At 65.0% G+C, this 20,495-nt stretch carries 21 protein-coding genes, 1 tRNA gene and 1 riboswitch; of the genes, 12 read left to right on the top strand and 10 right to left on the bottom strand.

Translation table 11 applies throughout. The features are described from left to right. Nucleotides 1–120: 120 nt before the first annotated feature. Nucleotides 121–1,980 carry an enoyl-CoA hydratase-related protein gene (locus GGR17_RS15465; protein WP_054539503.1) on the top strand — a complete coding sequence of 620 codons (1,860 nt, stop codon included), beginning with the start codon at nucleotides 121–123 and terminating at the stop codon, nucleotides 1,978–1,980. Between the two features lie 6 nt (nucleotides 1,981–1,986). Here GGR17_RS15465 and GGR17_RS15460 read toward each other — a convergent pair whose 3' ends face one another. Both GGR17_RS15460 and GGR17_RS15455 read right to left on the bottom strand, forming a co-directional pair. Then, a complete protein-coding gene (locus tag GGR17_RS15460; RefSeq protein WP_054539502.1) occupies nucleotides 1,987–2,202 on the bottom strand; it encodes a hypothetical protein in 216 nt (71 codons plus the stop codon). Between the two features lie 82 nt (nucleotides 2,203–2,284). Beyond that, nucleotides 2,285–2,497: a DUF1127 domain-containing protein gene (locus tag GGR17_RS15455; protein ID WP_157445585.1), complete on the bottom strand. Its 213-nt coding sequence runs from the start codon at nucleotides 2,495–2,497 to the stop codon at nucleotides 2,285–2,287. Nucleotides 2,498–2,709: 212 nt separating this feature from the next. Between GGR17_RS15455 and GGR17_RS15450 the strand changes: the two genes are divergently transcribed. Continuing rightward, a complete protein-coding gene (locus GGR17_RS15450; protein ID WP_037210317.1) occupies nucleotides 2,710–2,967 on the top strand; it encodes a DUF2312 domain-containing protein in 258 nt (85 codons plus the stop codon). A gap of 15 nt (nucleotides 2,968–2,982) precedes the next feature. Here the strand turns inward: GGR17_RS15450 and GGR17_RS15445 are convergent, their stop codons facing one another. Next, nucleotides 2,983–3,858 carry a hypothetical protein gene (locus GGR17_RS15445; RefSeq protein WP_054539500.1) on the bottom strand — a complete coding sequence of 292 codons (876 nt, stop codon included), beginning with the start codon at nucleotides 3,856–3,858 and terminating at the stop codon, nucleotides 2,983–2,985. Between the two features lie 85 nt (nucleotides 3,859–3,943). Between GGR17_RS15445 and GGR17_RS15440 the strand changes: the two genes are divergently transcribed. The 8 genes from GGR17_RS15440 to GGR17_RS15405 all read left to right on the top strand — a co-directional run bounded on the left by GGR17_RS15440 (nucleotide 3,944) and on the right by GGR17_RS15405 (nucleotide 11,954). Continuing rightward, nucleotides 3,944–5,593 carry an ABC transporter permease gene (locus GGR17_RS15440; protein WP_054539499.1) on the top strand — a complete coding sequence of 550 codons (1,650 nt, stop codon included), beginning with the start codon at nucleotides 3,944–3,946 and terminating at the stop codon, nucleotides 5,591–5,593. Nucleotides 5,594–5,637: 44 nt separating this feature from the next. Further along, a tRNA-Thr gene (locus GGR17_RS15435) sits at nucleotides 5,638–5,713 on the top strand. A gap of 288 nt (nucleotides 5,714–6,001) precedes the next feature. Then, nucleotides 6,002–6,772 carry a CatB-related O-acetyltransferase gene (locus GGR17_RS15430; protein WP_054539498.1) on the top strand — a complete coding sequence of 257 codons (771 nt, stop codon included), beginning with the start codon at nucleotides 6,002–6,004 and terminating at the stop codon, nucleotides 6,770–6,772. Nucleotides 6,773–7,362: 590 nt separating this feature from the next. Next, nucleotides 7,363–7,469, top strand: a riboswitch (guanidine-I (ykkC/yxkD leader). An 85-nt stretch (nucleotides 7,470–7,554) separates the two neighbouring features. Further along, nucleotides 7,555–8,622, top strand: coding sequence for a putative urea ABC transporter substrate-binding protein (locus GGR17_RS15425; RefSeq protein ID WP_054539497.1), 1,068 nt, complete (start codon nucleotides 7,555–7,557; stop codon nucleotides 8,620–8,622). A 122-nt stretch (nucleotides 8,623–8,744) separates the two neighbouring features. Then, nucleotides 8,745–9,497 (top strand): ABC transporter permease, encoded by a 753-nt coding sequence (locus GGR17_RS15420; protein WP_328705650.1) that lies wholly within the window; start codon nucleotides 8,745–8,747, stop codon nucleotides 9,495–9,497. Next, nucleotides 9,494–10,255 (top strand): ABC transporter ATP-binding protein, encoded by a 762-nt coding sequence (locus GGR17_RS15415; protein WP_054539495.1) that lies wholly within the window; start codon nucleotides 9,494–9,496, stop codon nucleotides 10,253–10,255. Before GGR17_RS15420 ends, GGR17_RS15415 begins: the two co-directional genes overlap by 4 nt. Beyond that, nucleotides 10,245–11,510 carry an agmatinase family protein gene (locus GGR17_RS15410; RefSeq protein WP_054539494.1) on the top strand — a complete coding sequence of 422 codons (1,266 nt, stop codon included), beginning with the start codon at nucleotides 10,245–10,247 and terminating at the stop codon, nucleotides 11,508–11,510. The genes GGR17_RS15415 and GGR17_RS15410 overlap by 11 nt, the downstream gene beginning before the upstream one ends. A gap of 3 nt (nucleotides 11,511–11,513) precedes the next feature. Continuing rightward, the gene (locus tag GGR17_RS15405; RefSeq protein WP_054539493.1) at nucleotides 11,514–11,954 is read left to right on the top strand and encodes a hypothetical protein; all 441 of its coding nucleotides are present in this window, start codon (nucleotides 11,514–11,516) and stop codon (nucleotides 11,952–11,954) included. A 110-nt stretch (nucleotides 11,955–12,064) separates the two neighbouring features. On the opposite strand, the gene GGR17_RS15400 is transcribed toward GGR17_RS15405, so the two are convergent. The 7 genes from GGR17_RS15400 to GGR17_RS20640 all read right to left on the bottom strand — a co-directional run bounded on the left by GGR17_RS15400 (nucleotide 12,065) and on the right by GGR17_RS20640 (nucleotide 18,069). After that, complete coding sequence (locus GGR17_RS15400) at nucleotides 12,065–12,478, bottom strand: globin family protein (RefSeq protein WP_037210294.1); 414 nt, start codon at nucleotides 12,476–12,478, stop codon at nucleotides 12,065–12,067. A gap of 8 nt (nucleotides 12,479–12,486) precedes the next feature. Then, nucleotides 12,487–12,948: a c-type cytochrome gene (locus GGR17_RS15395; protein WP_054539492.1), complete on the bottom strand. Its 462-nt coding sequence runs from the start codon at nucleotides 12,946–12,948 to the stop codon at nucleotides 12,487–12,489. Continuing rightward, complete coding sequence (locus tag GGR17_RS15390; RefSeq protein WP_207642712.1) at nucleotides 12,948–13,523, bottom strand: Tll0287-like domain-containing protein; 576 nt, start codon at nucleotides 13,521–13,523, stop codon at nucleotides 12,948–12,950. Before GGR17_RS15390 ends, GGR17_RS15395 begins: the two co-directional genes overlap by 1 nt. 47 nt (nucleotides 13,524–13,570) lie before the next feature. Continuing rightward, nucleotides 13,571–15,064, bottom strand: a complete 1,494-nt coding sequence (locus GGR17_RS15385; protein ID WP_162231828.1) for a cytochrome c3 family protein — start codon at nucleotides 15,062–15,064, stop codon at nucleotides 13,571–13,573. A 9-nt stretch (nucleotides 15,065–15,073) separates the two neighbouring features. Beyond that, nucleotides 15,074–17,062 carry an FAD-dependent oxidoreductase gene (locus tag GGR17_RS15380; protein ID WP_054539490.1) on the bottom strand — a complete coding sequence of 663 codons (1,989 nt, stop codon included), beginning with the start codon at nucleotides 17,060–17,062 and terminating at the stop codon, nucleotides 15,074–15,076. 234 nt (nucleotides 17,063–17,296) lie between these two features. Further along, the gene (locus GGR17_RS15375) at nucleotides 17,297–17,527 is read right to left on the bottom strand and encodes a hypothetical protein (protein WP_054539489.1); all 231 of its coding nucleotides are present in this window, start codon (nucleotides 17,525–17,527) and stop codon (nucleotides 17,297–17,299) included. Beyond that, on the bottom strand, nucleotides 17,485–18,069 hold the full coding sequence (locus tag GGR17_RS20640; protein WP_369817405.1) for an arylsulfotransferase family protein: 585 nt from the start codon (nucleotides 18,067–18,069) through the stop codon (nucleotides 17,485–17,487). Before GGR17_RS20640 ends, GGR17_RS15375 begins: the two co-directional genes overlap by 43 nt. 55 nt (nucleotides 18,070–18,124) lie before the next feature. Between GGR17_RS20640 and GGR17_RS15365 the strand changes: the two genes are divergently transcribed. Next, nucleotides 18,125–19,756: an alpha-D-glucose phosphate-specific phosphoglucomutase gene (locus tag GGR17_RS15365; RefSeq protein WP_054539488.1), complete on the top strand. Its 1,632-nt coding sequence runs from the start codon at nucleotides 18,125–18,127 to the stop codon at nucleotides 19,754–19,756. 32 nt (nucleotides 19,757–19,788) lie between these two features. Beyond that, on the top strand, nucleotides 19,789–20,355 hold the full coding sequence (locus tag GGR17_RS20560) for an acyltransferase (RefSeq protein ID WP_037210282.1): 567 nt from the start codon (nucleotides 19,789–19,791) through the stop codon (nucleotides 20,353–20,355). Nucleotides 20,356–20,495: the final 140 nt, after the last annotated feature.

Below are 20,495 nucleotides of genomic sequence, written 5' to 3'. Positions count from 1 at the left end.
CATCAACCTGTTGCGATTTGTATCGGCCCATATACTAATGGTGCCAAGGACGGGTGTGTGACGGCGAGACCGGCCGTCGCATCAAGCCCGTGTGCCGGTGCGGATTCAGGGGTGTGGGCGATGAGGCAACTTGTAAGGCTTGAAAATGACGCGGACGGCATCGCCCGCATCATCATGGATAACCCGCCCGTCAACGCGCTGAGCCACCTTCTGCGGATCGGCATAGCCGCCGCGCTCGAGAAAGCCGCCGCCGATCCTGCGGTAAAGGCCATTCTTCTGACGGCGGCGGGCCGGACCTTTCCGGCGGGCCTGTCGGTCAGCGAACTAGAACACGCGCCCAAAGACCCCTCTCTTTCAGAACTGTGCGACCGGATCGAGATGTGCGCCAAGCCGGTCATCGCGGCGATCAACGGCACCGCGTTGGGCGGCGGCTATGAGCTGGCGCTGGCGGCGCATTACCGGATCGCGGCCCCGGGCGCGCATGTGGGGCTGCCCGAGATTTCGCTGGGCCTGTTGCCGGGGGCGGGGGGCACACAGCGCCTGCCGCGGCTGGTCGGGCCGAAGGTCGCGCTGGAAATGATGCTGGTGGGCCGCCCGGTTGCCGCCGAAGAGGCCGCACGGCTGGGCCTGATCGACAGGGTCGCGGCGGGCGATCTGCTGCCGGCGGCGCAGGCCTTCGCGCAGGAGGTGGCCGGGGCCGCCCCGCGCCGAAGCCGGGATCAGCGCACAGGGATCGCCGATGCGGCCGGGTATCAGGCCACGATCCGGCAGTTCCGCTCGAAGGCGGCGCAAAACCCTATTCCGGCGGCGGGGCGTATCATCGATGCGGTCGAGGCGGCGCAGCTGCTGCCGTTCGAGGCCGGGCTGGCCTTCGAGGCGGCGGCGTTCGAGGATTGCGTGAAAGACCCGAGCGCGCGCGCGCTGCGGCACGTTTTCATGGCCGAACGGAACAACGGCACATTGCCGGAGGCCGAAGGGGCGAAACCGCGCGGCATCGTGCGTGTGGCCATTATCGGAACCGGGCCGTCGATGACGAGCTGGGCCGTGTGCTGTCTGGATGGCGGCTTGCAGGTCTCGCTGCACACACCCGGCGCGGCGGACAGGGTGGCGGCCGAGGCGCAGATCGCCGAGATTTATGACCAGGCGGTCGCCAAGGGGCGGCTGGCCGACGGGCTGCGTGGCGAACGGATCGCGCGGCTTGCGGCGGACGCGGGGCGCGAGGCCATCGGGCAGGCCGATCTTGTCATTCTGGCGCCGGCCGGCGATGCCGCGGCGGCCGAGGCAGAGATGCGCCCCGGCGCGGTTTTGGCGTTGGCCGTGGGGCCGGGGCAGGCGCCGGATTTCACCGGGCTGCAACGACCGGGCGATGCGCTGGGGTTTCAGGCGCAGGGGGCGGCGCATACCTCCAGGCTGGTGGAGGTGCTGACCGGCGCGGACGCCGCGCCCGATGTGCTGGCAACGGCCACGCGGCTGATGGCGCGGCTGGGCAAGATCGGCGTTTTCAGCCCAGCCGAAGAAGGCGGCATCGGCGGCGCGATCTGGGGCGGGATGATCTGGGCGGTCGAAGAGATGATGGCCAAGGGCGCCGCGCCGGCCGTGATCGAAAAGGCGTTGCGCGGCTACGGATTCACACTGATGCCGGGCGATGTTCTGTCGGGCCCCGCGGGAACCTGGACACGCGATTTTTCCGAGGCAGAGATTTGTCAGCGCTGTCTGGCGGCGATGGCCAATGTGGGCGCTTTGCTGGTGCAGGCGGGCGCGGCGCGGCGTCCGGCGGATGTCGATCTTGTGGCGATCCACGGCTACGGCTTTCCGCGCTGGCGCGGCGGGCCGATGATGGTGGCGGATCTGACCGGCCTGATGACGGTGATGCAGACGCTGAAGGTGCTGGCCGGAGAAGATCCCGATTTCTGGGCCCCGGCCGGGCTGTTCGCCGATCTGATCAAGAACGGCCGGAAACTCGCGGATCTGAACGGCTGAGGCCGGTCAGCCCAGGGTGATGCCCAGAATCACCATCATCAGCCCGAGGGCCGACACCAGAAGCGCACCCATGTTCAGCGCCACGACCTTTTGCAGCCTTGCGCGCAGTTCCTCTTCGGGCAGACCCGCGCGGCGCGCCCGCAGCGCCAGCACGATGCAGCGGACAAGGCCCGCAAGACCCAAAAGCGAAACCGCCGCCCCCAGCCAGATCAACCAGTCCATGTCCGTTCCTTTGCGCAATTCTGGTGCGGCGCCTAGCGGATCGGGGCGTTTCATGCAAGGCCGGAGGCGGCGGCGCGCGCGATCACAGATAGGGCCGGATGTTGTGCCGGCGCAGGAAGGAAATGTCGCGTTCGGCCTTGCTGAGCCCGATGTCGCGGAGCATGCGGTCATCCAGAGATTCGAGCTGGCGTTGGCAGCGATAGGCCTCGTTCCAGCGCATCAGCGCTGTCAGCGGTGCGAAGCGAAGGCGCAAACGGCGGCGGCGAGGGGCCGCCGGGGCTGTGAGGGTTTTCATCATCACTCTCCTGTTCAGGTGACGCGCCCAGTTTGAACCATGTTGGTAAGACTCGCGTGAACCCCGGCCGCGCCCGGCATGAATCCGCCAGTGAAAGAGCGGTGCGGCGGCACGCGCGGGGCCGGGGGCCGCCAAAGCGGCGTTGCCGGGACTTGCGGCGGCGGGGCGCGGAGGCTATCGGAGGGGAAATCGAGCAGGGAAAGAGGCCACAGATGAACGATACCGTCACCGATGCAACCTATCGCGTCACCGCAGATGAGCTGCGCCAGTTCATCGAGCGGTTCGAGCGGCTGGAGGCCGAGAAGAAAGACATCGCCGATCAGCAGAAAGAGGTGATGGCAGAGGCCAAGGGCCGCGGCTACGACACCAAGGTGATGCGCAAGGTCATCGCCCTGCGCAAACGCGACCGTGACGACATCGCCGAGGAAGAAGCAGTTCTGGAAATGTACAAGGAAGCGCTGGGGATGTGACCCGGCGCGGGGGCCTCAAGGCGCGATGAAGGTCACGTCGGGCATCCGCTCGATGGCGAAGATGTCTTCCTCGTAGCGTTCCGTCATGTCTTCGACCAGCGCCTCGGTCCAGCCGGGCAGGTCGAGCTCCATCTCGACCTCGTCGGGGATGGCGAATTTATCGAGGAATGCGGCCAGAATGCGCCGGCGCTGCACCGCGTTGGCGGGCGGGTGGCTTTGCAGATAGGCCTGCATCCGGGTGGTGCCCGTGGCCGTCATGATCGAGGCCGGGAAATCCAGGCTGCCCTTCATCTCCAGCTCGGGTGAGTGGCCCGAAAGGGCCTGCAGCACCTCGGACCAGATCAGCGGCGTATCTTCGTTGCACCAGACGGTCAGGGGTACGCCGGGATTGGCCTCGGCGATATCGGCGATCACCTCCGACCAGCACAGGCTCGTCGGGTCGGCCCCGCCCATGAATTCGTCAAAGGCGATCTGCTCCACCCGGCCGAAGACAGCCGGGATGAAGGTTGCCGGATTGCGGATCGCGATGAAAAAGCTGTACTCGGCCTCGGGCAGAACCTGCGACAACCATTGCGTTTTCTCGCCCGCGCGGGCGTAGAGCCGGCCATGCTCCAGCACCTTTGCGGGGGCCGAGATAAAGGACTGGTTGGAAAATACCAGCCGCTCTGCCTGATTGTCGTCCAGCACCGCGTCAAGCAGGGACTTCTGCATTTCCGGCGATGCCGGCGCGCCGCGCAGGCTGACCATGGCTTCGCGCAGGAGCGTCCGGTATTTGCCGGGGCCGGGCACATGGATGCCCTCGGCCGCCAGCGCGCCCTTGTTCTTCAGAAGGCATTTCAGCAACCGTTCCTCATCGGTGCTTTGTACCCCTAGATGATAGGCAACCTGCATATGCTCTTTTCTCGATTACATGTTCTTTGCCATGGTTATACGAGGTAATCTGGACAGTAAAATGGCTTTCCTGTAGACCGGACGCATGGTCGAGCGAAACACTCAGATACCTGCCCCGCGGTTTCGCTTCGATCCATGGTCGGCGGGCGCGGTTCTGATTTCCATTCTGGTGCTGGTGCCCATCGTTTCGGTGCTTTGGCTTGCGCTCAACCCGGCCGAGAATGTCTGGCCGCATCTGATCCACACCACGCTGCCGCGCTATCTGGAGAATACCGGCATCCTGATGGGCGCGGTGGCGCTGTTGTCGGCCGCGGTGGGAACGGGGGCGGCCTGGCTGATCACGATGTACCGGTTTCCGCTGTCGCGCTGGCTGGAGTGGCTGCTGCTGCTGCCGCTGGCGATTCCGGCCTATATCGGGGCCTATGCGCTGGTCGATTTTCTGGAATATGCCGGGCCGGTGCAGACCGGCCTGCGCGGGCTGTTCGGCTGGCACAGCGCGCGCGATTACTGGTTTCCCGAAATCCGGTCGCGCGGGGCGGCGGTTTTGGTGCTGTCGGCCGCGCTCTATCCTTATGTCTACCTGCTGACCCGCGCCGCGTTCCGCGAACAATCGGGCGGCTGTTACGAGGTCGCCCGCGCGCTGGGGGCCGGCGCCTGGGGGCGGTTTTTGCGGGTCGGGCTGCCGCTCGCGCGTCCGGCGATCGCGGCCGGATCGGCCATCGTGATGATGGAAACGGTGAATGATTTCGGCGTGGTGGAATATTTCGCGGTGCAGACGCTGACCACCGGCATTTTCAGCGTCTGGCTGGAGGGCGGAAACGCCGGCGGCGCGGCGCAGATCGCCACGGTGATCCTCGTGGTGATCCTGATGCTGATGGGGCTGGAAAAGGCCAGCCGGCGGAAGATGAAATTCTTCAACCCGTCACGGCACAGCCGCCCGGTTGCGCAGATCCGGCTTGTCGGGCTGCGGGGTGTGCTGGCGATGCTGCTGTGCATCCTGCCCTTCGCCTTCGGCTTTCTGCTGCCGGTCGGGGTGATCACGTCGCATGCGATCGGGGCATCCGACGGGTGGCTCGCGCCGGGGCTGACGCGCGCGCTGGTGAATACGCTTTGGGTCGGCGGCGCGTCCGCGGGCCTGACGGTGCTGGCGGCGCTGTTTCTGGTGTACGGCGTCCGGCTGAGTGAACGCGCGCTGCCCAGGCTGCTGCTGCCGGTCACGACCATCGGCTATGCCGCGCCGGGCGCGGTGCTGGCGGTGGGGCTGCTGATCCCGATGGCGGCGGCCGATCACGTTCTGGCCGACACGGTCGAGGGCGTGTTCGGCATCGACATCGGGCTGGTGATGACCGGATCGGCCTTTGCCGTGGTCTATGCCTATTGCGTACGGTTTTTCGCCATCGCCCAGGGGGCGGCGGATTCGGCGATGGGCCGGATCACGCCCAGCCTGCCGATGGCGGCGCGATCGCTGGGCCGGACGGCGCGTGGCACGCTGCTGTCGGTTTATCTGCCGCTGATCCGGGGATCGGTGGGCACGGCGCTGCTGCTGGTGTTCGTCGACTGCATGAAAGAGCTGCCGGCCACGCTGTTGCTGCGCCCCTTCGGGTTCAACACGCTGGCCACACGGGTTTACGAGAAGGCCTCGCTTGAAAATCTGGGCGAGGCGGCGCCCGCGGCGCTTTTGGTGATCGGGGTCGGGCTGATCGCGGTGCTGCTGCTGGCACGCGCCAACCGCTGAGGGGCTTGCGCGACGGGCTCAGGGCCGCTAAATCCCCCCAAGGCGCCCCTATAGCTCAGCTGGTAGAGCAACTGATTTGTAATCAGTAGGTCCGCGGTTCGAGTCCGTGTGGGGGCACCATGTTTTTACACGCAATGCTTTGATTTCATTCAGCAGGGCTACCGCATTCACGCTGTGGCCCGCCAGAGGATTGCGAGTTCCGACGAACATCTTTTGCCCGCGAGAACGAGCCTCTGCCTTTTGAGCCTGAGCTTGGGAGCGGAGTGGGTCGATACTTGGTGCCGGATCGCCCGATCCATATCACTCAGAAAAAAAGCAGTGAACGCTTTTGTTTTCACGACACCTCAAGTAGACGGCATCCGAGCCGCTATTATGGCACCCCAATCAAAGCTTCGAAGGGGCAATAAAGTGAATGTTGTTGAGCTAACCGAGAAACAGAAATCCCGTTTGTCCAGGCTTCTTGTCGAGCCGGTCGAACAAAGAGCGGGGCAGGGCATCAAGAGGTTGCGTTTCTGGGACGGAGCAGCGGTCGAGCCGTTGACACGCCATCTTTCGATGTCCGACACGCTTGTTGCATCGTCGTTGGGTTACATGTCCTACTCTTCTTCCAATCTGGGCAAGGCGGTCATCGGAAGATATTGCAGCATCGCGGGGAATGTCCGCCTGATCGGGGACAACCATCCGACGGATTGGGTGACGACGCATGTTTTTGCATATGCGCCGAGGTACAAGAACATCCTTCGGGAGAATGGCTATCCGGACTGGGATGCTGTCTCGCCGGCAAGATTGAAAAGACCGATGCTCGAGATCGGAAATGACGTCTGGATCGGAAGAGACGCGGTTCTTGGTCGCGGAATCAAGATTGGAAATGGTGCCGTTATCGCCGGAAGCGCGGTTGTCACAAAGGACGTGCCGCCCTATGCGGTCTATGGCGGCGTGCCTGCGCGCCTTATCAGATATCGCTTTCCAGAAGAGACGATCGAGCGCCTGCTGCACACCAAATGGTGGGAGTACAGAATATCCAACTTCGGAAGCATGAAGTTCAACGATGTCGAGAGATTCCTGGATCAGTTCGCCGAACTCAGCGAGACATGGAGCAAAATGCCGGATTTGAGAATGCCGATCACTGATATACTCAGCGGCACAGTCGATATTCCCGAAAAAGATGAGTGGTTGTAGCCTCGCGAACCGATCTACCGTGTTTGCGCCGACCTTCCTTTTCGCGGGTGAAAGGCGGGGCCGCTCCCGCTGATTGCAGTCATCGTTCCTTGCCTGACCGCTGACATTGATAGCGCATCGTGATAGTCAGAGAGTGCCGGCAAAGCGATGCGGCGGCACCGGGAGGAGGAGTGCCGCCGCGGGACGCAGGCGATCCGGAAGAGGAGATCAGATCGCCAGCTACAAAGGATCCTGAACATCGCTTGCATCTTCAGGATATGCCACTGCCGCGGACGGGCAAGGTAAAGCCCGGCCCTGTCGGGGCCGAGAAGGTGAGCGCCTAAATTTAGGGCGGAAATTCGCGTGTTTGCCTGAAATCTGGATCGCCTTATGCGTGTATCCTGCGGCTGTCCTGAAAAACGGCCGTCGCGCGATGGCATGCGGGGGCACGGGGGCGCGGGATGGTGAAAACGCGCCCTCGGCCATGGCTTCGGCGGGTTTATTGGGCGTCTCCGCCGCAATCCGCCCAAAAAGCGCGCAATCAGCGCGCTGCCGTCAGGGCGCAGCGCCTGCGGCATTTACCGGCGCACGGCGTCGGGCATTATGGCGGTGTGCAGGGTGTCTAGGGTTCCGTTCGCAACATCGCGAAGCAGGTCCGAGAGATGCCGCCGGCGCCGGATACGGTGTCGGTACACGGCGGGACAAAATCCCGGGAGAGCACTGCACCGGTTCGGCCGAAGCGTGCTCTCGTTTGTTGTGTTCCGGTCGCGCCATGGATGGATTCCGGCGAAAGGGACATTGCCATGACACGTTTTTCACTTAGCAGAACAGCCGCCATCACGGCATTTGCGCTGGCGCCCGCCTTGGTGTCCGCGCAGGAAAAGGACAGCTTCAAGCTCGCCTGGTCGATCTATGTGGGCTGGATGCCCTGGGGCTATATCGAAGACAGCGGCATCATGGACAAATGGGCCGACAAATACGGCATCGATGTCGAGATCGTGCAGATCAACGACTACATCGAGTCGATCAACCAATATACCGCCGGGGCGTTCGACGGCGTGTCGGCGACCAACATGGATACGCTGTCGATCCCATCGGGCGGCGGCGTCGATACCACGGCGCTGATCGTGGGCGATTATTCCAACGGCAATGACGCGGTGATCCTGAAGGGCGAAGGCGGGCTGGCCGATCTGGCGGGCAAGCCGGTGCATCTGGTCGAGCTGTCGGTGTCGCATTACCTGCTGGCGCGCGGGCTGGACAGCGTGGGCCTGTCGGAATCCGATCTGGACGGGGTGATCAACACCTCCGACGCCGACATGATCGCCGCCTATGCCACTGATGACGTGCAGGCGGTGGTCACGTGGAACCCGCTGGTCTCGGCCATCATGGAAGAGCCGGGCGCCAACATGCTGTTCGACAGTTCCGACATTCCGGGCGAGATCATCGATCTGATGGTGGTCAACACCGAAACCCTGGCGGCCAACCCCGCCTTCGGCAAGGCGGTGACCGGCGCGTGGTACGAGGCGATGGCGATCATGTCATCCGACACGCCCGAGGGCATCGCCGCGCGCGAGGCGATGGCGGCCGCCTCGGGCACCGATCTGGCGGGTTATGACGCGCAGCTTGCCTCGACCGAGATGTTCTATGATCCGGCTGCGGCGGTGGCCTTTGCAAGCGGCGCCGAACTGCCCGAAACCATGGTCAATGTAACCGAGTTCCTGTTCGACAAGGGCATTCTGGGCGAGGGCGCGCCCTCGGCCGATTTCGTGGGTGTGGCCTATCCGGACGGATCGACCACCGGCGACGCCGGCAACGTCAAGTTCCGCTTCGACACGACCTACATGCAGATGGCCGCGGACGGCGCGCTCTGAGACCGCCGGTTTCCATACCCCTGGCCCCCGCGCCGGACCGGCCCGCCCGGCCCGGCGCGCTGCGGCTGATCAACCGGCGGCCGGGGCGGGCGCTGGCCGGGTTTCTGCTGATCCTGCCCTTCGTGCTGGTGCTGATTGCCTATGCGCTCGGGTCAGAGGCGCGGCGGGCGGTCAACCCGGCAGACAAGCTGTTGCCGGCGCCGACGCAGATCGTGGAAACGGCGCAGCGGTTGCTGACCCAGTCCGACAAGCGATCGGGCGACATCCTGTTCTGGAAAGACACCGGCGCCAGCCTGCGGCGGCTGGCGCTTGGCGTGGGCATCGCGGCCACGCTGGGGCTTGGCTTCGGGTTGCTGATCGGGCTGCTGCCGCTGGTGCGCGCGGGGCTGGCGCCCTTTGTGTCGGTTCTGTCGATGATCCCGCCACTGGCGGTGCTGCCGATCCTGTTCATCGTGCTGGGGCTGGGCGAGGTATCCAAGGTGGCGCTGATCGCCATCGGCATAACGCCGTTCCTGATCCGCGATCTTTCACAGCGGGTGGCCGAATTGCCCGCCGAGCAGATCGTGAAGGCGCAGACGCTGGGCGCGACATCGCTGGCCATCGGGCTGCGGGTGGCGCTGCCACAGATCATGCCGCGCCTGTTGCAGGCGGTGCGGCTTTCGCTGGGCTCGGCCTGGCTGTTCCTGATCGCGGCCGAGGCGATCGCCGCCGAAAACGGGCTGGGCTACCGCATCTTCCTGGTGCGCCGCTATCTGGCGATGGATGTGATCCTGACCTATGTGATCTGGATCACCCTGCTGGCGTTCGTGATCGACTGGCTGCTCAAGCGGCTGACGCAGCGGCTGTACCCCTGGGCCGGGGAGGGCGGGCTGTGAGCTATGTCGAGGTGTCGAACGTGTTTCAGTCCTACGGCACGCGCCCGATCCTGGAGCGCGTGTCGGTGACGGTCGAGAAGGGCGAGTTCATCTCGATCGTCGGTGCGTCGGGCTGCGGAAAATCCACCTTTCTGCGTCTGTTGCTGGCGCAGGAACGGCCCACGCGGGGCGAGATCCGCATCGACGGCGCGCCGCCCGCGCGTGAACCCGACCGCGACCGGGGCGTGGTGTTTCAGCGCTATTCGGTGTTTCCGCACATGACGGTGCGCGACAATCTCGTGGCCGCCGAGGCGCTTGGCGCCAATGCCGCCGGCTATCTGTTCGGGCAGGCCAGCCGCGACGCGCGGGCGCGCGCGGATCTGGCGCTGGAACGGATCGGGCTGGCCCATGTGGCGGCGCAATACCCCGCCGCGCTGTCGGGCGGGATGCAACAGCGGCTGGCGATTGCCCAGGCGCTGGCGGCGAAACCGAAGATCCTGCTGCTTGACGAACCCTTCGGCGCGCTGGATCCCGGCACCCGGCTGAAGATGCACGATTTCCTGCGTGACATGCGGGCCGAAACCGGCATGACCGTGTTCATGGTCACCCATGATCTGTCCGAGGGGTTCAAGCTGGGCGACCGGGTTCTGGTCTTCGACAAGATCCGCTGGGACCCGCAAAACCCCGAGGCTTACGGCGCCACCATTACTTACGATTTCGACGCAAGGGTGGCCCTGCCGCCGCCCGCCATGCTTGAGGAGAAGACCCATGTTCACTGACGTTCCGCGCCGCACACGCTCTCACCACCCGGCGGATCACCGGCGGGGCGGGCGGCGGTTTCATCACCCGGACCTGTCGAAGCTGCAGGGCTGGAAGTCGATGCAGGCCGAGGCCGACATTCCCGGCGACGAGTGGGAGAAGGAAAAGCAATGGGCGCTGCGTATGGGCCTGACCGGCGCCGACAGCATCGAGGACAAGTCGATCCCCACTTTCGCGCGGGGCGAGCTGCCGCATTACGCGGGCATCAACACCTTCCTGAAGGCCCCCTATGCCGAGGATGTATCGGAGGTCGGCCTGTATGACGCCACCGTGCTGGGCGCGCCGTTCGATGGCGGCACCACCTATCGCGCCGGCACCCGCTTCGGGCCGCAGGGCATCCGCAAGATCAGCGCGCTTTACACGCCCTACAACTATGAAATGGCCATCGACCTGCGCGAACAGATGAGCCTGTGCGACGCGGGTGATATCTTCACCATTCCCGCCAATATCGAAAAGACCTTCGATCAGATCAGCCGCGCCTGCGCGCATGTGTTTTCCAGCGGGTCGATGCCGATCATTCTGGGGGGCGATCATTCGATTGGTTATCCCACGGTGCGCGGCATCGCGGAATGCACGTCGAAAAAGATCGGAATAGTGCATTTCGACCGCCACGCCGATATTCAGGAAAAGGACCTGGACGAACGCATGCACACCACCCCGTGGTTCCACGCCACCAACCTGCCGAACGTGCCCGCCAAGAACCTTGTGCAGGTGGGTATCGGCGGCTGGCAGGTCCCGCGCGAGGCGGTGGGGGTGGCGCGCGAGCGGCAGACCAACATCATCACCATGTCGGATATGGAGCGGATGGGCGTGGACAAGACCGCCGAGATGGCGCTGGAAATGGCGTGGGACGGGGTGGACATGGTTTACATGTCCTTCGACATCGACAGCGTCGATTGCGGTTTCGTGCCCGGTACCGGCTGGCCCGAACCGGGCGGCTTCCTGCCGCGAGAGGCGCTGGCGCTGGCGTCCAAGGTCGCGGCCGAAGGCATCTGCGGAATGGAACTGGTCGAGGTGTCGCCGCCCTATGACACGTCGGACATCACCGCGCTGCTGGGCACGCGGGTGATCGTCGATGTGCTGGGCTCGATGGTGTCGGCGGGCACGCTGGGCAAGCACAAGCGCCATATCGACAAGCCGGTGACGCTGCCGATGGGCGACTATTCCGAGGCGACCCATGGCCGCCGCTGGTCGACCCCCGCGAAAAGGAAGTGACCGATGCCGCCTGATCACCCGCACCATCACGACCATGAGCATCCCCATCACCACGGGCCGGGCCACAACCACGCCCACCCCGACCATCTGCACAGCCACATGGAACCGGGCGACGCGGCGGCGGATCTTCAGATTCTGACCACCCAGTTCATCGACGGCTTCACCGCGGCGAAAGACAAGCAGGCCTATCTGAAGATCGCCGGCGTGCCGCTGGAAATCGGCGGCGGGGATACCCCTGCGCTGAAACTGGTGGATGTGGAGTTGCGGACCGAATGGCAGGTCGGCACCGCCTCGCCCTCGTTCGGATCGCGTGAGCTGAGCTATCTGCCCTTCCCGGGCGAGATGATCACCGAGCGTACCAACATGGGCTTTGTCTATGTGTCGATGGCCGAAAAGCGCGTGGTCGATCTGCGCGCATTCCTGCGCGGCAGGCTGGACCGCTAGAAGCCACCGCGTGCATCGCTCCCTTGCGGGCGCTCTTCGCGCGAAGGCGCCTGCAAGGGGTGAGCGGTGGCCCGGACGGCAGACCGGGCCGGATGCTTTCGCGCCGTGGGTCAGGCCGCGGCGTGCTGGGCCTCTTTCATCACCGAGGCCAGAAGGCCATAGGTTTCGGCCCAAGCGGCCTCGGCCTCGGGGGTGAAATCCTCGCCCAGCCCCTGGCTCAGCGCGAACAGCAACGCCGCCCCGACCGAATCGTAATGCGCATCGGTGACGTTATAGCCGTTGTGGCGCGCGCCGAGATCCTGCACGGCGGGCACGATCGCCTCGAGGTTGGTCAGGCCATTCACCGCAATGCCGATCATCTGCATCAGCTTTTTCTTCTGATCGGTCATCACCTCGGGGAAGAGGGCGCGGGTGTCGGGCGCGATCAGGAACAGCCGGTCATAGAAAATGTCGGCCGCGGCATCGGAGATGGGCGCGACCTTCTTGAAGGTGGATTGCACGATTTCGATTTGTTCTGGGGTCATGTCGGTTCTCATTCCGTTGGGGTTTGTGTTTCGGCGAAGGCTAGGGCCGCATCGGCCCCGCCGCTGGCCCACACCATGAAGGCAACCGCCGCGGCAACCTCGGCGTCGGTCAGATCGGGGTTGCCGCCACGGGCGGGCATTTCGGTATATTTCGGGCCGGTGAAGCCGTTGATCGCGTGATCGACAAGCACCGGCATGCCCTGGGCGATACGGGCGGCCCAGGCGCGGGTCGCGGTGATCTTGGGCGCGCCGGTGGCCTTGTTGCCACCGTGGCAGTTCTGGCACAGCCCGCCCCAGATCGCCCGCCCCTGCACCAGCAGCGGCTCGGCGGGAACCGGCAGCATGTCAACCTTCACGAACCCCGGCAGGCCACGGTCCGACAGCACATCCGCCAGTTCCGGCCCGGCAGCAGCCGGGGCGGGCGCAAGCGCCAGCCCCAGCAGAATGTGCAACCCGCGCGCGCCGCGCATCAGCCGTCGATCGGGATGCGGATGACCACACCGCCCATCACATCCCCACCCTCGAAATCGGTGCGCGGCGAATCCTTGTGGTCGTTGTGGCAAGAGGTGCAGGCGGCGGCCACGGCCACGTCGGCATAGACGGCGGTGAAATAGGTGGTGCCGCCAAGCTCTTCCTCACCATAGAAATTCTCGCCCGGGTTCTCGGCGACGAAGGTCAGGCCCTCTTCCTCCAGCGGGGTGGCGGGGGCGTTCTGCTTGTTGATCGGCCAGAGCGACAGCAGCGAATAGCTGAAGGCATCGGTTTCCTCGGCCACCATCTCGGCGCCGAAGCGGAACATCTGGGCGGGCAGAACCAGCGCCTTGTCGTCGATGAAATGCTCCGAAGCCTTGATCACGCCTTCCTCGTTGGCAAGGCGGTTGACGATCATCCGGGTATAGACGGTGCGGTCGGAATTCATCACCAGATGCAGCAGATCCGACACGGTCTGATAGCCCATCCCTTCGGCCATCGCCTGCGGCGCGGCGCCCAGCGTTAGTGCCGCACCCAGCATGGCGGCTTTGATTTTTCCCGTTTTGGCGTTCATAACATAGTCTCCTGTTCCTTCGGGTTGCAGGGGCGTGGACCGCCGGGTCATTGGTTGGTGCCTTGTTCCGGCGGTTCCACGCGGTTTACCGCCCAGTCGATGCTTTCGACGTGGCGATCCGGTTGGCCCGAGAAGTTGTTGGCGATCAGCGCCGGGTCGGCCAGCGCGTCAATCGCGAAACCCAGCCCGTGGCACTCGGCGCAGACAGGGCGGATCATCTTCTCGTTCGGGCGAAGCGTGTCGTTCTGGTTGTGGTTGGTGGTGATGGCCTTCGCGCTTTTGGTCTTGGGCATATGGCAGGTGGCGCAGGTGACGCCGCTGCCGGGGGGCAGGTCGCCGGCCAGTTCGGCCTGCCACAGCAGGTGGTGCGGGCTGCCCTCATAGGCGCGGCTGTGGTCGTCATCATGGCAACTGACGCAGGCGCCGACGGCGGCAAAGCCCAGATCCTGGCGGTGCGGGGCGTGGCAGGTGCTGCAGGTCAGCGTCTCGCCATGTGCTTCGGGTTTCAGTGGCACGCGGCCCTCGGCCACGCTCATCGCGGCGGGCGGCGCGGGATCGGTGAGGTAGGCGTCAAGCGCGCTGACCAAAGCTTCCGGCGGTTTCTTCCAGCCCAGCTTTTTCAAGGCCGATTTCGCGCTGCGCGGTTCAGCGATTTCGGGATGGCGGCGGGTGCCGTGGCGGCCAAGGGCAAAGGTTTTCGCCTCGCCCTTGTGGCAGGTGGCGCAGACGGTTTCGGCCGGTGTGTCGGTCCAGGCGGCGGCGATCTGCGCGTCGGTTTCGGCACCGGCGGCGTGGCATCCGGCACAGCCGACATCGGCACCGGCGTGGGCCGAGGCGGCCCAGTCATGCGCGGCGGTTTCCGAGCGCGCGGCGTCAGCCGCGCTGACGCCGGCCAGATAGGCCTCGATCGCGGCCGGATCGGGGGCAGGGCGGGTGCGGGCCAGCGCCTCGACCGGGTGAACCGGTGTCTCGGCCAGCCAGGGTTGGCCCGCGTGCTTGACCAGGAAATCTTCGTAAAGCGCGCGGTTGTCGTGATAGTTGTGGCACCCCGACCCGGCGCAGGTGTCGAATGTCAGCTCCGCATGGCTTTCACGGTCTTTGCGGATATCCTGCTGTCCTTCGGAATGGCAGGCGATGCAGTAATCACCCTGAAGGGTCAGCATCATCGGCAGGGTCGTTTCGGGCTGATGCTCGGCATGGCACGAGATGCAGAACCGCCCGTCAATCTTTTCCCAATAGGCGGCCATGCGCGGGTTGGTGAATTTCTTCAGCGGGTGGCTGTCATCGGCCGCTTTCAGATCTTCCTTGTGGCAGGTGACGCAGGTTTTGTTGATGTCCTTGCGCAGCTTGGCGGCAGAGGCGAAGGGCGCCGAGGTGTGGCAGGTTTCGCAGGCGATTTCGAGCTGGTGATGCGCCCCTGCCGTCTGGCCGGGCAGCAGCACGGTGCGATCGCCCGCAATATAGAGCCGGGCCAGCGCCGATCCCGCGATGAGAACCGTGGCCAGCGCCCAGAGGATCCAGAGAAAGCGGTTGCGTGTCATCATCCCCCCTCAGAACGCATAGACAGTCAGGACATGCACGAGCAGCAGCACCGGCAACGGCCAGACCGCCACGATATGCACCCAGGTCGGCAGGCGGCGGGCGGGTTTGCGGGCGGTGCCGATGCGGCGCGCGCGCAGCGCGTGATCACCGCCCGTGGTCAGGCCCGACAGTGCGCCGAAGATCACCGTGGCGGTGAAGGCCGTGAACAGCGCGAGGTTCAGGTTGGCGCCGGGGCGCAGGCCGGTATGCAGAAACAGCCCGGCGGCGGCCAGCAGGCCGATGCCCAGATGCACCAGCCGCCACAGATCGAAGCTGCCCAGCCTGTCCATCACGCGCAGACGCTTGCGCAGCCCGATCAGCAGCGCGGCGACGGTCAGCCCCAGCAGGATATAGCCGGTCCATTGCTTGACGATATTGTCGCGCCACAGCCACTGGGCCAGGCTCTCGGTGGTGAACTGATCGGGAAAAGGCACGCGCGGCGCGGCGCTCAACACCAGGGCGGCCAGGGCGGCGAGGGCCGAAAGCGCCAGGATCGGGCGGAAAAGGCGCACGGGCTTGGGCGGCCCGCCGGCGTTCACCAGCTCTTCCAGAAGCGGTTTGCAGGTGCCGCAGACGCTGCCGGCGCCAGTGGCAAGGCTGAGCGCATCGGCGGATGTCGCGCCGGCGGCCATACTATCACGCAGCCGACCGCAGGTGACGCCGGTGCAATTGCAAACCGTGGCCGAGGCGGGCAGCTCGGTGACCGAAAGCGCCTCTTCCGGCCACAGCAACCCGGTGCGGCGAAAGCGGTAGAGCATCCAGGGATAGACAGTCGCGCCGTCCTGCACCCCGTTCTGCGCCTGGCTGGCCTGAGGCCATGCGCCGATGGCGATCGCGCCCGCCAGCTTTCCGTTGCGGATGAAGATGCGGCGGTACTGCCCGTCGCCCCGCCAGACATGGCTGCGCACGCCGGGGGCGACCTCGAGCTGTTCGATCTGCCCGGCGGAAAATACCTCGGCGCCGATGACCTTCAGCTTGGTCGCGGGGACAGAGCCGCCATAGGCGGCAGACTCGCCTGCGATCACGGCGGCGGCGGTGTCGGCCTGTTCGTAGCCCGGCCCGACAAGCCCGTAGACAAGCCCCGCATGTTCGGCGCATTCGCCCACCGCGAAGATATCCGGATCTGCGGTCTGCATCCGGTCGTTCACGACGATGCCGCGCCCGATGGGCAGGCCGGCGTCCAGCGCCAGCCCGGTGTTGGCCCGCACCCCGGTACAGACGATCACGGTGTCGCAGGGCAGAACCTCGCCGCTGGCCAGATGCACGGTCTCGACCTTGCCGGCGCCTTCGATCCGCTTCACGGCCACGCCGGTGTGGACGCTGACCCCGAGCGCCTTGATCTTGTCGGCCAGAAGCACGCCCGCCTCGGTGTCGAGCTGGCGCGGCATCACCCGGCCCTCATGCTCGATCACGGTCACATGCGCCTGCCGCTTGCGCATCCCGCGCGCGGCCTCCAGCCCCAGAAGCCCGCCGCCGATGACGATGACGCGGCGCGCCGAAAAGCTGCGCGCCAACAGCGCCGAGGCGTCCGCGGCGGTGCGGAAGGTATAGACGCCGGGCAGGTCATGGCCGGGGATGGCGGGTACGAAGGCGTGCGAGCCGGTGGCGATGACGAGTTTGGAATAGGGCCACAGCGTGCCATCGGCACCCCGTACCCGCCGGTTGTCACGGTCGATCTTGACGACGGGAATGCCGGTGCGGCAGGTCAGCCGCCCGCTGCCCTCATTCGCTCTCGGAGTTTCAATCTCGCCGAACTGAACGTCGCCGGCCAGCAGCGGTGTCAGTTTCACGCGGTTGTACGGCTGAAAGGATTCGGCGGCCAGCACGGTGACGGTGCGGCCGTGCCGCGCGATCTCATTGGCCGCCCGCATCCCCACGGGCCCGCCGCCGATGACGATCACCGGATCGTTCGATTTTGCCGGAATGTCCGGGACGCTTTGCGGCGCACTTTCTGCCAAGCCTTACTCCACATACAAAAAGCCCATCCTCCGGCCAGATGACCGGATGAATGAGCGCCATTGCTCTTTTTGAAGCGGGTATTCGAAACGCCGTCGTTCCGAATTGCTCGGCGTCGTTGCCGTACACGGCGCTATCTTAAGAAGTCGGCCGGGCCGGAACGAAGAAGAAATCGTGAAAACTTCGCTGAAAGAACATGAAAGGCGGCCTGAGCGCAGGCAATGCTGAAAATTCCCTCATTTTTCAGGATGAGCCTGAAAAATTATGCAAGGAGATGATGTCCGGTTCGCAGGGCAGGGGGCGATGACTCTGCTCCCGCCCAGCCGATAGACCTCGCCGTTTTCAGCCCGGTTGATGAAGCGGGCCTTCACGTTATCATCCCTGTCGGTGATCAGGAGGCACCCGAAATTCTCTTCCTCGACCATCACGCCGCCGTCGGGCAGAAGCGCGAACAGGCCTTCCGACATCGTCTTGATCTCTTCGGCCTCGAACAGGGCGCTGAACAGGGTTCGGGTGTGGTCGGCGGTGAAGTCATGGAAATGATGTTGTTGGAGCCCGCAATCCGTGCCCCCGATCCCTTGTCAAAGACGTTGTTGTTGAAAGCCGCGATGGTGTGGTCATCCACGATGTCGACGTCATGCTGTGACGACCATGGCCCTTCGCGCAGCCAAAGAACCCGGTTTGTCGAGGGGCGGTACAGCATCACGGTAGAGATATGGCGCATGCTGACGAACAGGTCGCCCTGTTGCCAACAGGGGCCGTCGCCTGGCAACCCTCGCCCGGGCGGCGCATGGCCTCGACGGCGTATTTCTGGCGAAATCTTCGGAACAGGGCTGAAAATATTGAAGTTTCTTCGATTTCTTGCAACAACCGGGTCACAACGTCCGCGCGTCCGGTTTCGGCGCGGTTTTTCAGGGTTCGGATTTGGTGCTTGGTTTAAGAGAAACGAACTTTGCCGGCGGCCCGGGCCGCTGCATTCCTTTTTCGGCCCGCTGCATATCCTTGTCACAGGAGGCGGCCACGTTGGCGGCGTTTGTACAATCTATAGTCTTGGGAGAATCTGAATGGCGCTGACCACCGTTGCGACCCGGCCGATCGAAGGGCAAAAGCCCGGCACCTCTGGCCTGCGCAAGAAGACGCGGGTGTTCATGGAGCCGCATTACCTGGAGAACTTCATTCAGGCGGTGTGGAACGGGATCGGCGGCGTCAGCGGCAAGACCCTGATTCTGGGCGGGGACGGGCGCTATTTCAACGATCGCGCGGCGCAGGTGATCCTGCGCATGGCGGCGGCGGGCGGCGCGGCGAAGATGATCGTGGGGCAGGGCGCGCTTTTGTCGACGCCGGCGGCCTCCAACCTGATCCGGCTGCGCGGCGCGGATGGCGGGCTGATCATGTCGGCCAGCCACAACCCCGGCGGGCCCGACGAGGATTTCGGGGTGAAATACAACATCGCCAATGGTGGCCCCGCGCCCGAGGATGTTACCGCGCGCATCTTCGCCGCCACCCGGCAGATCGACGCCTACCATATTCTCGAGGCGCAGGACGTGGATCTTTCGGCGGTCGGCACCGCAACGCTGGGCGGGATGACGGTTGAAGTGGTCGATCCCGTAGCCGACTATCAGGCGCTGATGGAGAAGCTGTTCGATTTCGAGGCGATCCGCAGGCTTTTCGCCTCGGGGTTCACGCTGCGTTTCGATGCGATGCACGCGGTGACCGGCCCCTACGCCACCGCCATTCTGGAGGAGGCGCTGGGTGCGCCGGCGGGCAGTGTGGTCAACGGTACTCCGTCGCCCGATTTCGGCGGCGGCCACCCGGACCCGAACCCGATCTGGGCCAAGCCGCTGATGGATCTTATGATGGGCGACAGCGCGCCCGATTTCGGTGCCGCCTCCGACGGGGATGGCGACCGCAACATGATCGTCGGGCGGGGGTGCTACGTTACGCCTTCCGACAGCCTGGCGGTACTGGCCGCGAACGCGCATCTGGCGCCGGGCTATGCCGGCGGGCTGAAGGGGGTGGCGCGCTCGATGCCCACCTCGGGCGCGGCAGACCGCGTGGCGGCCGCGCTCGGGATCGAATGCTACGAGACGCCGACGGGCTGGAAATTCTTCGGCAACCTGCTGGACGCGGGCCGCGCCACGATTTGCGGCGAAGAAAGCGCGGGAACCGGATCGGATCATGTGCGCGAGAAGGACGGGCTTTGGGCGGTTTTGCTGTGGCTGAACATTCTGGCGGTGAAGCGCCAGTCCGTGGCGCAGATCATGGCCGATCACTGGGCGGAATACGGGCGCAACTACTATTCGCGCCACGACTATGAAGGGATCGACACCGAGGCCGCCGCCGGGCTGATGGATGCGCTGCGGGGCAGGCTTGCGGCGCTTCCGGGGGAAGCCATCGGCGACCTCAAGGTGATCAGCGCCGACGAGTTCGCCTATGACGATCCGGTCGATGGCTCGCGTTCCGAAGGGCAGGGGATCCGCATCGGGTTCGACGGCGGCGCGCGCATCGTGTTCCGCCTGTCCGGCACCGGCACCCAGGGCGCCACTCTGCGGGTCTATCTGGAGCGGTACGAGACCGATCCGGCGCAGATGGCGCTTGATCCGCAGACGGCGCTGGCCCCGGTGATCGCGGCGGCAGACGCGCTGGCGGGCATCGGCTCCCGCACAGGGCGTGATGTGCCGGATGTCATCACCTGACGGGCATGCATGGAAAACGGGATGAACACGCGATGAACGACAGCGGGCCGGCGCACAAGAAGCGGCTTTCCACAGCACAGCGCCTGCTGCGCCTGATCGGCTCGGTGATCGACCCGCGCGCGTATCTGCACGCGCTGAAGCTGATCAACTATTACAACTATTCCCATGTGGCGCCGCTGCGGCGCATGAAACTGGGGAGCGGTGCCCGGATCAGCCCGAACGCCGTTTTCTCCAACCCCGAGCGTATCGAGGCCGGGCGCAGCATGATCCTGGGTGCGCGCTGCCACCTGTGGGCGGGGCCGCGGACCGGCCGCATCGTGATCGGCGACAATGTTCTGTTCGGCCCCGATGTGATGGTGACGGCGGCGGGGTACCGGTTCAACGATGGCGCGCCGGTGACTGCCCAGGCGATGGACGAGGCCGATGTGGTGATCGGCAATGACGTCTGGCTGGCCACGCGGGTGATCATCCTGCCCGGTGCGAGAATCGGAGATGGCGCGATTATCGGGGCAGGAGCCATCGTAACGGGGGCGATTCCGCCCTTCAGCATCGCCGTCGGGGCGCCCGCGCGGGTGATCGGCACGCGCCAACAGCAGTAAACAAAGGGAATTCAGAGGCGCGGCGCCGTTAAATTCGGCGTTCTGCAAAAAATCTGTAATGAATTTGTAAAAAGGGGTTGCGGGTGTTTGCTGTAATCCGTAAATACCCCTTCACCGGCGGCGCAGAGATGCACGGCGGT

Source organism: Actibacterium naphthalenivorans (assembly GCF_014196965.1).
In the GTDB taxonomy this organism is placed as follows: Bacteria; Pseudomonadota; Alphaproteobacteria; order Rhodobacterales; family Rhodobacteraceae; genus Actibacterium_A; species Actibacterium_A naphthalenivorans.
Note: the sequence above shows the minus strand (reverse complement) of the source record. Positions and strands in the feature narration are given on the sequence as shown.

Excerpts from the sequence above, each read along its gene's own strand:
- GGR17_RS15465 (WP_054539503.1), top strand. The coding sequence starts at position 121 with ATGAGGCAACTTGTAAGGCTTGAAAATGACGCGGACGGCATCGCCCGC.
- GGR17_RS15460 (WP_054539502.1), bottom strand. The coding sequence starts at position 2,202 with ATGGACTGGTTGATCTGGCTGGGGGCGGCGGTTTCGCTTTTGGGTCTT.
- GGR17_RS15455 (WP_157445585.1), bottom strand. The coding sequence starts at position 2,497 with ATGAAAACCCTCACAGCCCCGGCGGCCCCTCGCCGCCGCCGTTTGCGC.
- GGR17_RS15450 (WP_037210317.1), top strand. The coding sequence starts at position 2,710 with ATGAACGATACCGTCACCGATGCAACCTATCGCGTCACCGCAGATGAG.
- GGR17_RS15445 (WP_054539500.1), bottom strand. The coding sequence starts at position 3,858 with ATGCAGGTTGCCTATCATCTAGGGGTACAAAGCACCGATGAGGAACGG.
- GGR17_RS15440 (WP_054539499.1), top strand. The coding sequence starts at position 3,944 with ATGGTCGAGCGAAACACTCAGATACCTGCCCCGCGGTTTCGCTTCGAT.
- GGR17_RS15425 (WP_054539497.1), top strand. The coding sequence starts at position 7,555 with ATGACACGTTTTTCACTTAGCAGAACAGCCGCCATCACGGCATTTGCG.
- GGR17_RS15410 (WP_054539494.1), top strand. The coding sequence starts at position 10,245 with ATGTTCACTGACGTTCCGCGCCGCACACGCTCTCACCACCCGGCGGAT.
- GGR17_RS15405 (WP_054539493.1), top strand. The coding sequence starts at position 11,514 with ATGCCGCCTGATCACCCGCACCATCACGACCATGAGCATCCCCATCAC.
- GGR17_RS15400 (WP_037210294.1), bottom strand. The coding sequence starts at position 12,478 with ATGACCCCAGAACAAATCGAAATCGTGCAATCCACCTTCAAGAAGGTC.
- GGR17_RS15395 (WP_054539492.1), bottom strand. The coding sequence starts at position 12,948 with ATGCGCGGCGCGCGCGGGTTGCACATTCTGCTGGGGCTGGCGCTTGCG.
- GGR17_RS15390 (WP_207642712.1), bottom strand. The coding sequence starts at position 13,523 with ATGAACGCCAAAACGGGAAAAATCAAAGCCGCCATGCTGGGTGCGGCA.
- GGR17_RS15385 (WP_162231828.1), bottom strand. The coding sequence starts at position 15,064 with ATGACACGCAACCGCTTTCTCTGGATCCTCTGGGCGCTGGCCACGGTT.
- GGR17_RS15375 (WP_054539489.1), bottom strand. The coding sequence starts at position 17,527 with ATGTCGGAAGGCCTGTTCGCGCTTCTGCCCGACGGCGGCGTGATGGTC.
- GGR17_RS15365 (WP_054539488.1), top strand. The coding sequence starts at position 18,125 with ATGGCGCTGACCACCGTTGCGACCCGGCCGATCGAAGGGCAAAAGCCC.
- GGR17_RS20560 (WP_037210282.1), top strand. The coding sequence starts at position 19,789 with ATGAACGACAGCGGGCCGGCGCACAAGAAGCGGCTTTCCACAGCACAG.